Annotated in this window: 14 protein-coding genes; 7 read left to right on the top strand and 7 right to left on the bottom strand. The window is 65.0% G+C overall.

Annotation, left to right across the window (positions count from 1 at the left end):
- Positions 1-2 precede the first annotated feature (2 nt).
- From ABLE71_RS23800 to ABLE71_RS23780, 5 genes are all read right to left on the bottom strand, one after another.
- Positions 3-1,124 carry a Gfo/Idh/MocA family oxidoreductase gene (locus ABLE71_RS23800; protein WP_348785967.1) on the bottom strand — a complete coding sequence of 374 codons (1,122 nt, stop codon included), beginning with the start codon at positions 1,122-1,124 and terminating at the stop codon, positions 3-5.
- Positions 1,121-2,197 (bottom strand): Gfo/Idh/MocA family oxidoreductase, encoded by a 1,077-nt coding sequence (locus ABLE71_RS23795; protein WP_348785966.1) that lies wholly within the window; start codon positions 2,195-2,197, stop codon positions 1,121-1,123. The genes ABLE71_RS23800 and ABLE71_RS23795 overlap by 4 nt, the downstream gene beginning before the upstream one ends.
- 57 nt (positions 2,198-2,254) lie before the next feature.
- A complete protein-coding gene (locus ABLE71_RS23790) occupies positions 2,255-3,091 on the bottom strand; it encodes a 3-methyl-2-oxobutanoate hydroxymethyltransferase (RefSeq protein WP_348785965.1) in 837 nt (278 codons plus the stop codon).
- Between the two features lie 50 nt (positions 3,092-3,141).
- Positions 3,142-3,456, bottom strand: a complete 315-nt coding sequence (locus tag ABLE71_RS23785) for a MocE family 2Fe-2S type ferredoxin (RefSeq protein WP_348785964.1) — start codon at positions 3,454-3,456, stop codon at positions 3,142-3,144.
- Between the two features lie 100 nt (positions 3,457-3,556).
- Positions 3,557-4,627: a fatty acid desaturase family protein gene (locus tag ABLE71_RS23780; protein ID WP_348785963.1), complete on the bottom strand. Its 1,071-nt coding sequence runs from the start codon at positions 4,625-4,627 to the stop codon at positions 3,557-3,559.
- A 269-nt stretch (positions 4,628-4,896) separates the two neighbouring features.
- Here ABLE71_RS23780 and ABLE71_RS23775 point away from each other — a divergent pair, with 269 nt between their 5' ends.
- Positions 4,897-5,919 carry a LacI family DNA-binding transcriptional regulator gene (locus ABLE71_RS23775; RefSeq protein WP_348785962.1) on the top strand — a complete coding sequence of 341 codons (1,023 nt, stop codon included), beginning with the start codon at positions 4,897-4,899 and terminating at the stop codon, positions 5,917-5,919.
- Between the two features lie 21 nt (positions 5,920-5,940).
- On the opposite strand, the gene ABLE71_RS23770 is transcribed toward ABLE71_RS23775, so the two are convergent.
- Both ABLE71_RS23770 and ABLE71_RS23765 read right to left on the bottom strand, forming a co-directional pair.
- Positions 5,941-6,690 (bottom strand): SDR family oxidoreductase, encoded by a 750-nt coding sequence (locus tag ABLE71_RS23770; RefSeq protein ID WP_348785961.1) that lies wholly within the window; start codon positions 6,688-6,690, stop codon positions 5,941-5,943.
- Positions 6,691-6,697: 7 nt separating this feature from the next.
- Entirely contained in the window at positions 6,698-7,222 is a 525-nt protein-coding gene (locus ABLE71_RS23765; protein ID WP_348785960.1) for a 2,4'-dihydroxyacetophenone dioxygenase family protein, read from the bottom strand.
- Positions 7,223-7,469: 247 nt separating this feature from the next.
- Between ABLE71_RS23765 and ABLE71_RS23760 the strand changes: the two genes are divergently transcribed.
- The 6 genes from ABLE71_RS23760 (at position 7,470) to ABLE71_RS23735 (ending at position 13,021) form a co-directional block, all read left to right on the top strand.
- Positions 7,470-8,897, top strand: a complete 1,428-nt coding sequence (locus ABLE71_RS23760) for a pyridoxal-phosphate dependent enzyme (protein WP_348785959.1) — start codon at positions 7,470-7,472, stop codon at positions 8,895-8,897.
- A gap of 13 nt (positions 8,898-8,910) precedes the next feature.
- Complete coding sequence (locus tag ABLE71_RS23755; RefSeq protein ID WP_348785958.1) at positions 8,911-10,080, top strand: PLP-dependent aspartate aminotransferase family protein; 1,170 nt, start codon at positions 8,911-8,913, stop codon at positions 10,078-10,080.
- 126 nt (positions 10,081-10,206) lie between these two features.
- Positions 10,207-11,355 carry a mandelate racemase/muconate lactonizing enzyme family protein gene (locus tag ABLE71_RS23750; RefSeq protein ID WP_348785957.1) on the top strand — a complete coding sequence of 383 codons (1,149 nt, stop codon included), beginning with the start codon at positions 10,207-10,209 and terminating at the stop codon, positions 11,353-11,355.
- A 32-nt stretch (positions 11,356-11,387) separates the two neighbouring features.
- Positions 11,388-11,537: a hypothetical protein gene (locus ABLE71_RS23745; RefSeq protein WP_348785956.1), complete on the top strand. Its 150-nt coding sequence runs from the start codon at positions 11,388-11,390 to the stop codon at positions 11,535-11,537.
- Between the two features lie 2 nt (positions 11,538-11,539).
- The gene (locus ABLE71_RS23740) at positions 11,540-11,761 is read left to right on the top strand and encodes a RidA family protein (RefSeq protein ID WP_348785955.1); all 222 of its coding nucleotides are present in this window, start codon (positions 11,540-11,542) and stop codon (positions 11,759-11,761) included.
- Positions 11,762-11,764: 3 nt separating this feature from the next.
- Positions 11,765-13,021 (top strand): D-amino acid dehydrogenase, encoded by a 1,257-nt coding sequence (locus tag ABLE71_RS23735; protein WP_348785954.1) that lies wholly within the window; start codon positions 11,765-11,767, stop codon positions 13,019-13,021.
- The last annotated feature ends 84 nt before the right edge of the window (positions 13,022-13,105 follow it).

The raw sequence follows: 13,105 nt of genomic DNA, 5'->3' as shown, positions 1-13,105 counted from the left end.
GGTCAAAGCCCCGATACCTTGCGCACCGTGCCGGGCTTTACCGCCTGGCCGGTGTGCGCCGAGGCGATCGCCGCGAAGACGAGCGCCAGGCTGTCGAGATTGCCGCGCGCGCCGTTGAGCGGCTCGCGCTTCTCTTCAATGGCCACCAGCAGTTCGCCCATCGTGCCGGCAAAGCCGTCGTTGAACCACGCGCCCTCCAGCCTCGGCCGCGCGATACCCTCGGCTGTCGTCAGCGTCACCGACTGTTCGCCGAGGTTAGGCCCAGTGCTGGCGAGGCTGCCCTTGGTGCCGCCGACGAAGGTGGTATCCAGCGGCCCGTGCTTGATCGCCGCGTCGAACACAAGCGAGGCCTGCCCGCCGTCAAAGGCAACCAGCGCCTGCGCCAGCAGCGGTGGTTTCGCATCCTGGCCGGCGGCGCGGGTGCGGGTGGCGTAGACGCTGGTGCCGCGCGCCCCGATCAGGCTCGCCAGGAAATCGAACCAGTGCACGGCGAAGTCGAAGAAGATCAAATCGTCGATCTTTTCGAACGGCGTGCCGACGATCCAGCTGTGATCCCAGTGCATCGCCGTGTGCGAGGCGACGACATCGCCGATCAGCCCCGCCCGCACCGCCTCGCGAATATAGGCGAAATGCGGCGCCCAGCGGCCGTTCTGGTTGACGGCGAGCTTGACGTTGTTGCGGTCGGCGAGGTCGACCAGCCGCTCGCCGGTATCGAGATCGGTAACGAAAGGCTTTTGCGACAACACATGCTTGCCGGCCTTCAGCGCCGCCTCCACCAGCGGCACGCGCTCGGCGGGATGCGGCGTGATGTCGAACACCTCGATGTCGTCGCGCCTGAGCAGGCTCTGGAAATCGTCCGTAGCGATGGCGTCGGGGTAGAATTCCTTGCGCCGCGTCTCTGCGCGCGCCAGCGTGCGCGACATGATTGCCGCGACATCGAGCCCGGCGCGCCTGTAGGCGTCGAGATGTGCAAACGAAATGCCCCCTGCCCCGACCAGCGCTATCTTCGGCCGGTAGCTTTTCGGCATCGGCGGCTTGTAGGGCAATTCCGGTGCGGCGATTTCCGGCACCGTCTTGCCGACCAGTGCATAGTCGGTCTCGGATGCAAGGTCCTGCTCGCTCATGGCAACAGCCCCACGGTGCGCTTCTCGCGCGCCGAAAGCACGGCGCTGTCGGTGATCTGCTGGCCTATGCGCGACAGCTTTGGGTCGAGCGGCCCGGCGATCTTTTCGCCGGTGGCGATCAGGTGCAGCATGTATTCGACCGGCGCGCGCCGCGGTGCGGCCAGCGTGTCTGCCTGCACCTTGAACTGCTCGCGCTTTGCCCGGATCTGCACGGTGACGTGGTCGTCATAGTCGTAGCTGGCGATCGTGCCGTCGGTGCCGACGATGACGAAGCCGCATTTCGGCTGCGGCTGCAGCGTCCATGGATCGGTGAAGGTGCCCCAGCGCGTCTCGAACTTCGACAGGCCGCTTTTGTAACGGCACACCGTCACAGAGTGTTCGTCGACCTCCAGCCCCTGCGGCTCGTCCATGACGCAGGTCACCTCCACCGGCTTCTCGCCGTTCATGAACCAACTGCCGAGCGTCACGCCGTAGCCGACATAGTCGAGCAGGCTGCCGCCGCCGGAAGCCTTCTTGTAGAACCAGGAATGCGGCTTGCCGGCGTGCACCTCCTCGTCGCTCACCTCGACCTTGTCGGCGAGATGGTAGAGCGGCCCGCGGTTGCCGTCGTAGAAATGTACCTCGATCACCTCGCCGATCGTGCCCTCGTCGATCAGGCGCTTGGTGGTGTTGTGCGAGCGGTACCAGGCGAGCTGCCAGTTGATGGCGAGCAGCTTTCCGGTCTTCTGCACGGCCGCGATCATGCGGTCGGCGTCCGCGATCGAGGCCGCGAACGGTTTTTCCATCAGGATGTTGACGCCTGATGGAGCGACGCGCTCGACCCAGATGGCATGCTCGGCGGTTGCGGGGCACAGGATGACGAGGTCGGGTTTCGTCTCAGCCAGGCACCTTTCCGGATCGGTGTAGACCCGGTTTTCGGGGATGCCGAAATTTTCGATCGCGCCCTGCATGCGCTTCGGATCGGCGTCGCAGATGCCGACGATCTCGGCGTCGGGATGGTTGAACGCTTCCCGGAGCAAGTCGCCCATGTGGAAGTGATCGAAATTGATGCCCGCCACCTTCCATTTCGCCATCCGGTCTTCCTCTCCAAAACTCTTACAAGGCTGACACGTCAAACCGCATGAGCTGCGTCACGGCAACGGCGCCCGCGACGATACCGTTGCGATGTCGCTGCGTTGCAGCTGGTCGAGGAACTGGTCGAGTTCCTTCTGCTCGATGCCGACGACATGCTTCGGCTCCGGATAGGCGCCTGAGCGCACGTCGGCGACATATTCGCTGAACGCCGCGACGCGCTCGGCCTGCAGGCGATCGTATTCGGCGGCGAAGTTGCGATAGACCTTCGAGTGGCGCGGATAGTGGCCGCGATTGTAGCCGAGGATGTCTTCCGAGAAGAGATATTGCGCGTCGCAGCCGCCTCCGGCGCCCATCGAGATCATGAACAGCGAGGTGCGCGCCGAGATCGCGCTCGCGACCTCGACCGGAACGACCTCGATCTCGGCGGCGAAGGCGCCGGCTGCCTCCAGCGCCTTGACCTGCTTCCAGACGGACATCGCCGTCTCGGCGGTCTTGCCGACGGCGCGAAAACCGCCGGTCCAGGTCGAGTGGTGCGGGATGAGGCCGGAGTGTCCGCACACCGCGACATGCTCGTCGGCGAGCGCGCGGATCGTGTCGAGGCTCGCGGCGCAATAGACCGCGTCGGCGCCTGCGCGGATGAAACGGAAGGCATCGCGCATCACGTCGTCCTTGAGCGCGAAGAAGGAGTTCACGCTGCCCGGGATGGCGAAGACGTCGGGCGCGGCGTCGCGGAATTGCGGATCGAGGATCAGTTCCGGCGTCACCGAAAGAATCTCGACGCCCGCGCGCGCCGCGGCCTCGACTTCCTCCATGGTGAAGACGCGGATCTTGGAAAGCTGCCGCTTGCCCTTCATTGCGCGAAGGTCGGCGACCGTCGGTCGGTTTGAGCGCATGGTTCCCCCCACTTGAAAGATCGGCTCCGCCAGGCGGAAAAGACCGGCCGTCAGCCGATCTGTATCAGCACCTTGCCCGCTTCGACGCGCGCCGGATAGGTTTTCAGATTGACGCAGACCGGCGCTCCCCTGGCCTCCCCGGTCTTGTAGTTGAAACGGCCATTGTGCTTCGGGCACTCGATGATGTCATCCATGACGAGGCCGTCGGCGAGATGCACATGCTCGTGCGTGCAGAGCCCATCGGTGACGAAATATTCGTCGTCTGGCGAACGGTAGATGGCGAAGGTGCGGCCGGCATGGTCGAAGCGCACAACATCCTCCTCGTCTATCTCGTCGGCGCCGCAGGCCTCGATCCAGTCCGCCATATGTTTCCTCGCCTGGCTGTTTTCTTATTGCTGGTTTCTTATTGCTGGTTTCTTATTGCTGGGTTGGGCGCCGCGGACGACGGTCCGCCGGCCGGCTGCGTCACTCGGCAGCGATCAGATCATGGAACTCCTCGCGATAGGGCTTGGCCGTCGGCGGCAGTTGCCGCTTGAGGAAATAGTCCTCGTTGCGCAACTGGCGCAGGAAGGCCGGGACCATCTCGCGGTAGCCGTCCCACATGGAAGGGTTGGGCGCCGGCAGGTCGTGCTTGATCAGCTCATGCAGTTTCGGCAGCGCGTGATAGGGCACCATCGGGAACATATGATGCTCCACGTGGTAGTTCATGTTCCAGTAGATGAAGCGGCTGATCGGATTCATCAGCACCGTGCGCGAGTTGAGCCGGTGATCGGTGACATTGTCGGCGAGCCCGCCATGCTGCAGCAGGCCCGTGAGGATGCCGTGCCAGGCGCCATACATGCGCGGCAGGCCGACGATCATCAGAGGCAGCCATGAACCCATCCAGAGCGCCAGCGCAACGGTCGCGACATAGATCGCAAGATGCACGCGCGCCGCCCGCACCACCTTCGGCCACTCCTGCACGGGGATGAAGCTCTTCTCGGCGGCGCTGACATTGCCGGCGGCGTTTCGCAGCATGTCGGACATGAAATGCCAGACATCGAGTATGCCAACAAAATTGAGGATCACGCGCAGAAGGTCCGGCGGCCGCATGACGGCGATTTCCGGGTCGCGGCCGACGATGACCGTGTCGGTGTGGTGGCGCGCATGGCTCCAGCGCCAGGTCACCGGGTTGCGCATGATCATGAACGAGGCGACCTGGTAGACCACGTCGTTCATCCAGCGGGTGCGGAAGGCGGTGCCGTGGCCGGCCTCGTGCCAGCGCGAGTCTCCGGACGAGCCGTAGAGCGTGCCGTAGACGAAGAAGAAGGGCACGCACCACCATGTGCCCCAGAACCAGATGCCGCCGGCGGCCGACAGGATCAGGACGGCAAGCCAGACGATCGTGTCGCGGATCGCGGGCCCATCGGATCGCTGCATCAACTCCTTCATCTGCTTGCGCGGAATGTCGGTGTGATACCATTGCGCTGCCGCCAAGCCGGTCTCAACGGCGCGGCGGCCGCTCTCGCCCATCAGGTCGTAGTCGCGTTTCGACATGGGACTCGCTCTCTTCCAACAGCGTTCCGGCCGGTCTATCGGGGCCAGATTATCGGGGCTTCCACGCGCTGACCAAGGCAATTTTTCCGCGATTTATGGGTGCGCGCCGTCGCCGGGGCCGCCGGCCTCCGGTGCTCCAGCCATCCGGGCAACGCTAGAAGCTGCAATGATGGCACACAATCAGGCTTTCCATCAGATTCAATCATTGGCAGTGCGCGACCGGTGGTTTATGGCCAATAGTCCGATTGGACGGAACAAGGTTCAGCGTGATGAAAGTAACGGTTTCGGCGGTTGCACGAAGCTGCGGCCTGTCGACGGCGACGGTCGACCGGGTGCTGAACGACCGGCCGGGCGTCAGCGCGGCGAACCGCCAGCGCGTGATGGAGGCGGCGCAGCGCCTGGGTTACCTGCCGACAGCAGGTGCGGTGGCCCTGCCCTCGCGGCCGGCGGCGCTGGAGTTCTTCCTGCCGATCCGGCAGAACGTCTTCATGGGCGAACTCGCGGACCACATCCGCACCTACGCGAGCCGCATGCCGCTCGTTGCCTCCTGCAAGATCCGCGACCTCTCCGACATCTCCCCGGCCACGCTGCAGGCAGCCGCCGACAAGCTGTCTCTCGACACCAAGGGGGTCGGCGTCATTGCCGTGGATCATCCGCGGACCCGCAGCATAATGCAGGGCATGGCGGATGCCGGCATCAAGCTGGTCACCATAGCGTCTGACGTCCCCGCCGCTCCACGCTCGACCTATGTCGGTCTCGACAACCGCGCCGCCGGGCGGACGGCGGCGCTGCTGATGGGAAGGCTGCTGCGCGGCCTGACCGGCAATATCGCAATCGTCACCGGCTCGCGTTCCTACCGCGGCCACGAGGAGCGCGAGATGGGGTTTCGCGCCGTGCTCGGCGAGGATTTCTCGCAGCTTTCGGTGACCACGGCGGTCGATATCAACGAGGACGGCGAAGCAAGCTATGCCGAGACGCTGAAGCTGCTGCGCGACCAGTCCGACGTGCTCGGCATCTACTGCGTCGGCGCTGGCCGCTTCGGGGTCGCGCGCGCCCTACGCGAGACCAGGCTCGCCCGCAAGCCGGTGTTCATCTGCCATGACCTGACGCCGCTCACGCGCAGCTACCTGATCGACGAGTTGGCCGATGTGGTCATCGACCAGAACGCGAGGCTGACCGCCGAGCAGTCGGTCATCCAGTTGCTCGGCTCGATCGCGTCATCGGCCCCGGTGATCGCCAACCGCTACATCGAGCCGCGGCTGATCTTCAGGGAGAACATCCCGGCCCAGTGACAACGGCTCCGTGGCCAGCAATCAGACAGCAAGATAGCCGCCGTCGACCGGCAGGATCGTTCCGGTGATATAGGACGCCATCGGGGAGCAGAGGAACAGGACGGCGCCGGACAGTTCGTCCGGCCTTCCCCACCGCTTCAACGCGGTCCTCTCGGCGACGGCCCGGTGGCGGGTTTCGTCATCGCGGATGGCTTTGGTCAGCGCCGTCTCGATCCACCCGGGGGCGATGGCGTTGACGCGGATATTGTCGCCCGCCCAGGCAATCGCCAGCGACTTGGTCAGCTGTGCGATGCCACCCTTCGAGGCGGAATAGCCCGGAACGAGCCCTCCTCCGAAGAAGCTGAGCATGGAGGCGGTGTTGACGATAGTCCCGCCTTGCCGGGCAAGCAGGGGGCGGGCGGCGGTGGAGAGCCGCATGGTGCCCGTCAGGTTGATGTCGATCACATCCGCGAAGACATCCGGCCTGAACTCGTCGCCGCGGCGAATGACTCCGGCGCAATTGACGAGATGATCGAGCCGGTCGAAGCCGGCGATCAACCCGGCGATGGCGTTGTCGTCGCGAACGTCGAGCTGGCGCACTTGCGCGCCCTCGACCTCGCGTTCGGCTGCCGCCACATCGGCTTCGCCGACGCCCGTCACCGTCACCCTTGCCTTCTCCGCGAGAAACGCCCGGGCGACGGCAGCGCCGATGCCGGAGGTGCCGCCGCTGATCAGGACATGCTGGCCGGCGAAATATCCACTAGGCCAGAACCCCTTCGTCGTACCGGACACCATTGAATTACCGGATGAACGTATTGACGTAGTCGGCGCCGAGGCCGACCCGCTCGAAATGCGCCCGGCACATGTCGATCTTGGTGAACACGTCCTCGTAGCCGAGATTCCTGCCCCAGGGATCGACGTAATACATCACGCCGTTGACCTGGAAATAGGTGATCATCTCCTCGATGTCATCCGGCACGACGAGCGTATGCGTCTCGCCGGGGGGCTCGAAGACATAGGACCCCTCGGTGGCGATCCAGTCGTGCTCGAGATAGCGCCAGCGCCCCTTGAGAACGAGGCCGTGAACGGACTGAGGATGGCGGTGGCGCGACAGCACGCCTGCCTTGCGCACCTTGAGGAGGTTCATCCAGTAACCCTGCGAGCGGTTGAGGCAGAGCGGCCTGAACCAGACATTCTCGGCCTGCGGCACCCACAGCCGGTCGTCCGCCGGAAGGGCGTCGGGGATGACGATTTCCGGCAAGGCGTCCACCGGCATCGGAAGCTGGTAGGGCATGCGGGCATGTTCGTCCTTGTCGGCGGGCATTATGGTCATCCTGTCGGCCGTCGTCGGGCATCCAGATTGCGCAGAAGCGGCCGACAGTCAAATGAAGGCGATCGGCCTGCGGGATCGGCGTCTGCTGAAATTTAGATGTTTGGTCTCGGCAAGGCGCCATATCGGATTTTTCGACCCCTAAACCGCAATTGCGCGGATTGTACTTCCTCGTGAACAAAAGCCATATTTGCCATACCTGCCGTCGCACTGGGGCGAGGACCGTGCGTTGGAGCCAGAGATGAGCGAGACCGGAAACCAGAGCTCAACCGCCGCGCGGACGCGGCTGCAGCCGCCTTTTTCGTCCGTTCTGGACCTCATCGGCCAGACGCCGGTCGTCGAACTGACGAAATTCGACGCGGGAAAATGCCGCCTGTTCGTCAAGCTGGAAAGCCAGAATCCGGGCGGCTCGATCAAGGACCGCATCGCGCTTTCGATGATCGCCGACGCCGAGAGGAGCGGCCGGCTGAAGAAGGGCGGCACGATCGTCGAGGCGACCGCCGGCAATACCGGGCTCGGCCTCGCCCAGGTCGGCATCCCCAAGGGCTACCGCATCGTGCTCGTCGTGCCCGACAAGATGTCGCGCGAGAAAGTGCAGCATCTGAGGGCGCTCGGCGCCGACGTCAGGCTGACGCGCTCGGACGTCGGCAAGGGGCATCCCGAATATTACCAGGATATGGCCGAGCAGATTGCGGCGGAAACCCCGGGCTCGTTCTACGTCAACCAGTTCGCCAATCCGGCAAACCCCCTCGCCCATGAGACGACGACGGGTGCGGAATTGTGGGAGCAGCTCGGCGGCGACATCGATGCGGTGGTTGTGGGCGTGGGCTCGGGCGGCACGCTGACCGGCCTCGGGCGCTTCTTCGCAAAAGTGTCGCCGAAGACGGAAATGGTGCTCGCCGACCCGATCGGCTCGGTGCTTGCGCCGCTGGTCAAGACCGGCGAGATGATCGAGGCCGGGAGCTGGACGGTGGAGGGTATCGGCGAGGACTTCGTGCCGCCCAATGCCGACCTGTCGCTGGTGAAAAAAGCCTATTCGATTCCGGATCGGCTGAGCATGGCGACGGCGCGCGACCTGCTCGCCAGGGAAGGCATCCTCGCCGGCTCGTCGTCGGGAACTCTGCTCGCCGCTGCGCTCAAATATTGCCGCGAGCAGACGGCGCCGAAGCGCGTCGTCACCTTTGTCTGCGATTCCGGCAACAAGTATCTGTCAAAGATCTTCGACGACTACTGGCTCGCCGAACAGGGGTTGTCGGAACAGGTGCAGCATGGCGACCTACGCGACCTCGTCGCCCGCTCGCACCGGGAGGGCGGCACGGTCACCGTCGGGCCGCAGGACACGCTCATCAACGCTTACGGGCGCATGCGCCGGGCAGACGTCTCGCAGCTTCCCGTCATCGACGGCGGTAAGCTCATCGGCATCATCGACGAGAGCGATATACTCTCGCGCGTGGAAGGTTCGTACGACGGCCGCTGGGAGCGCTTCAACGCGCCGGTTCACACCGCGATGAGCGCCGATCTTCATACGCTGCAGGCGAGCCAGACGCTCGACGCGCTGCTGCCGGTGTTCGACCGCAACGAGGTCGCCATCATCTACGACGGCGACGAATTCTTCGGGCTCATCACCCGCATCGACCTGATCAACCATCTGAGGCGATCCAAGACATGAGGCGATTCAAGAAATGACTGGAACCGGCAAGAACCGCCTGGCCTTCTCCACGAGAACGATCCACGGCGGCCAGAGTCACGATCCGACCACCGGCGCGGTGATGGTGCCGATCTACGCCACGTCGACCTTCGCGCAGGAAAGCCCCGGCGTGCACAAGGGCTTCGAATACGCCCGCAGCCAGAACCCGACGCGCTTCGCCTTCGAGCGCGCCGTGGCCGACCTCGAAAGCGGCGCGGCGGCCTTCGCCTTCGGCTCCGGACTGGCCGCGATCGCCAACATCCTCGAACTGCTCGACGCCGGGGCGCATGTCGTCGCCACCGACGACATCTACGGCGGCACGTACAGGCTGATGCATCGGGTACGGCAGCGCAGCGCCGGTCTCAAAGTGAGCCTCGCCGACTTCACCGACCTCGCTGCCGTCGAGGCGGCGATAAGGCCGGAGACGCGCATGCTCTGGATCGAGACGCCGACCAACCCGCTGCTCAAGATCGTCGACCTCGAAGGAATCGTGGCGCTGGCCAGGCGCAAGGGCCTGCTGACGGTTGCCGACAACACCTTCTGCAGCCCGTATATACAGCGGCCGCTGGAACTCGGCGTCGACATCGTCGTCCATTCGACGACGAAATACCTGAACGGCCATTCCGACATGGTCGGCGGTGTCGCCGTCGTGCGCGAGGAAGGCGAGTTGCTCGACCAGCTGAAATTCCTGCAGAATGCGGTCGGCGCGATCTCCGGCCCCTTCGACAGCTTTCTGGCGCTGCGCGGCCTGAAGACGCTGGCGCTGAGGATGGAGCGGCATTCGCTGAACGGGATGAGAATCGCCCAATGGCTGGAGAGCCGCAAGGACGTGCGCCGCGTGATCTACCCCGGCTTGGAGTGCCATCCGCAGCATGCGATCGCCAAAAAGCAGATGTCGACCTTCGGCGGCATGATCTCGGTCGAACTGGATCGCAACCTCGCCGCGACGAAACGCTTCCTGGAGCGCACACAGCTTTTCGCGCTCGCCGAGAGCCTGGGCGGGGTCGAAAGCCTGATCGAACATCCGGCGCTGATGACGCATGGCTCGATACCGGCCGAGCAGCGCGCGGCGATCGGCATCTCGGATTCGCTGGTGCGCCTGTCCGCCGGCATCGAGGATGCCGACGACCTGATCGCCGACCTGGAGCAGGCGCTGGCTGCCTAGGCCCGATTGACGCGGTCGGTTTATTGCAATCTCTTATAGTGAAACACAGGGCCTGTGGCCGACCGACCGCATGCGGCAAATCCCTTCGCACGCTTTTGTTGGAGGTCCCCGGCCAGGAGCCCAAGCTTGAAGATCGCAGCGATCGACCTCTTCCCGGTCTCAATGCCCTATCGTCACGTCGAACTCAGCTCCCGGGTTTCGCGCGGCGGGGTGAGCGACGTCGTCGTTCGCATGACGGCCGATGACGGCCGCGTCGGCTGGGGCGAATGCTGCAGCGGCGCGGACACGCTTTCTGTTCTCGCCGCCGCGCAGGCCATGATCCCCTTCCTGATCGGGCGCAGCCCGCAGGACGGGCAGATCGTCCGCCGCGACGTATACGGCAAGGGCCTGTGGGACTACCGTGTCCAGACCGGCAACTTCGCCTGGGCCGGGCTCGACATGGCCATGCTCGACCTCGCCGGCCAGGACGCCGGCCTGCCGATCTGGCGCCTGCTCGGCGGCCGGGGAAGCCTCGCGCCGGTTTCCTACTTCCACTACCTGGCGCGCGATACGAGCGAGGGTCTCGCCCGGCAGTGCACGGAGGCCGTCGCGGCGGGTTACGAGCATTTCTATCTCAAGGTCGGCCTCGAGCCGGCCGACGACGAGCGGATGATCGCCGACGTGCGGGCGGCGATCGGTCCCGACAGGAAACTCAGGATCGACGCCAACGAGGCGTGGTCGGCACCGCAGGCAGCGAAGCTGATCCGGCGCTGGGACGAGGCCTACGATCTCGACTTCGTCGAGGCGCCGATCCGCGCCCGTCCGGTCCGCCACATGGCGAAGTTGCGCGAACGGCTCGACGTCCGGCTCTGCGCCAATGAGGGGCTGGGCAGCGAGACCGATGTCCTGGAGATGATCGCCGCCGGCGCGGCAGACGTACTCTGCTTCTCGAGCTACTGGGTCGGCGGGCTGCAACAGTTCCTGACGCTTTCCCGGGTCGCCGGGCTGGCGGGCATCGAGGTGTGCAAACATACGCACGGCGAGTTCGGCATCGCGGCGGCGGCGCACCAGCATGCGCTGCTGGCGCTGGGCGATGGCGCACGGGGACACCAGCACACGGCCGCCGTGCTGGCCGACGACCTCCTCGAGGAGGAGATACCGATCAGGACGAGCCCGCTCTGGGGCGAGATCGAAGGCGTCGGTCTCGGTGTCCGTGTCGATGCCGCGAAGCTCGACCGCTACCACAAGCTCTTCCGCGCCCAGGGGCAGTTCCTGCCCTGGGCCGCGGGCGAATGATTTCCCAGCCTATGCATTGAATGGAGAATGCCATGCGTAAAGTCGTAAAGACCCACCTGCCGAACGAGTCGGCACCTATCGAATGGGCGACCAAAGGCGGCGACTACCTCTACACCGCCCATGTTCCATCAGGGAGGATGGTACTTTCGAGACCGGCGACATCGCCGCGCAGACAAGCCTGACGATGGACAATCTGAAGCGGACGGTGGAGGCAGCCGGCGGAACGCTCGACGACGTGACCCAGGTGCTGATCTATCTTCCGAACAAGGAAGACTTCGCCGGCATGAACGCGGTCTACCGGACCTATTTCAACCAGCCCTATCCAAACCGGGCGACCGTCGTCGCCGGCCTGATGATCCCGGGCGCGCGCATCGAGATCGTCGCCCACGCCCACATCAAGGGGTGATCCATGCCGGATGCGATTGTTGTCGGCGCCGGCGTCATCGGCACCACGACGGCGCTCTATCTCGCCCGCGAAGGCTTGTCGGTCCAGGTGGTCGACGGCCGCGCGGAGGCGGGCCTGGAAACGAGCTTCGCCAATGGCGGGCTCGTCACCCCGAGCACCGCGCTGCCGTGGTGCTCGCCGGGGGTTCCGGGAATGCTGCTTCGCTGGATCGGCCGCGAAGATGCGCCGCTGTTGCTGCGACCTTCGGCAATCCCGCGCCTCGGCCTATGGGGTCTGAAGTTCCTCGCAAACTGCAGGCCTTCCAAATACACGCAGTCGTCCAGGAGCCTCACGCGTTTCGCGCGCGAAAGCCTTACCGAGACCGAAGCGCTTCTGGCGCAGCGCACGGTCGACTACGAACTCAGCCACGGCGGCCTTCTCGAGCTTTACCGCGATGATGACGGAATCGCGACGATGGAGCGCTATGCGGTCTTTCTCGAAGGGTTGGGCGTCAGGACCGCGCGACTGAGCGCGGCCGATTGCGTCGCGCTGGAGCCCGATCTAGCGCCGATCGCTCCGACGATCCGCGCGGCCCTGCACCTGCCGGATGACGCCTGGGGTGACGCCCGGAAGTTCACGCTGGCGGTCGAAACCTCCGCCCGCGAACGCAATGTGGAATTCAGTTTCGGAACGCAGGTCACCCGCCTGCTGGCGTCCTCCGGGCGAATCGAAGGCATAGAGACACAGGAAGGGCGGATCGAGGCGCGCACGGTCGTCGTTTGCGCGGGAGCATCGAGCAAACGCCTTCTCGCGCCGCTCGGCATCCGGCTGCCGATCGAGCCGGTCAAGGGTTATTCCATCTCTTTGGCGCGCAAGGATCTCGGCTTCCTTCCCAACAGGCCGATCGTCGACGATACAGCCCATCTGGGCGTCACCCCGCTCGGCGATCATCTGCGGATCGCCGGCACCATCGAGTTCGACGGCTACAATCCGACGCTGCGGCCCGGACGCGTCCGAAATCTCGTTTCGGCATTCAAGGGGCTTTTCCCGGAAGCGCGCGTGCCCGAACAACTGAACGCCTGGTGCGGCTTCCGGCCGATGTCGGCGGACAGCATGCCTATCGTAGGCGGCACTCAGATCGGCGGGCTATATGTCAACAGCGGCCATGGCGCGCTCGGCTGGACACTCGCCTGTGGATCGGCGCGCCTTCTGACCGATAGCGTGACGGGCCGGCCCGGCATCGACGGAACTCTCTTCGCGACCGGCCGTTCGTTTCTGTGACAGTGCATTCGAGCATGCAGCGCCGCGAGCGGGACATACCACTGCGGCTAGTTCAATGACAGTTTCCGCATTCCGGACGCGCGA

The organism is Mesorhizobium sp. KR9-304, from assembly GCF_040049215.1.
Classification (GTDB): Bacteria; Pseudomonadota; Alphaproteobacteria; order Rhizobiales; family Rhizobiaceae; genus Mesorhizobium_K.
This window is presented reverse-complemented; position numbering and strand designations above follow the sequence as displayed.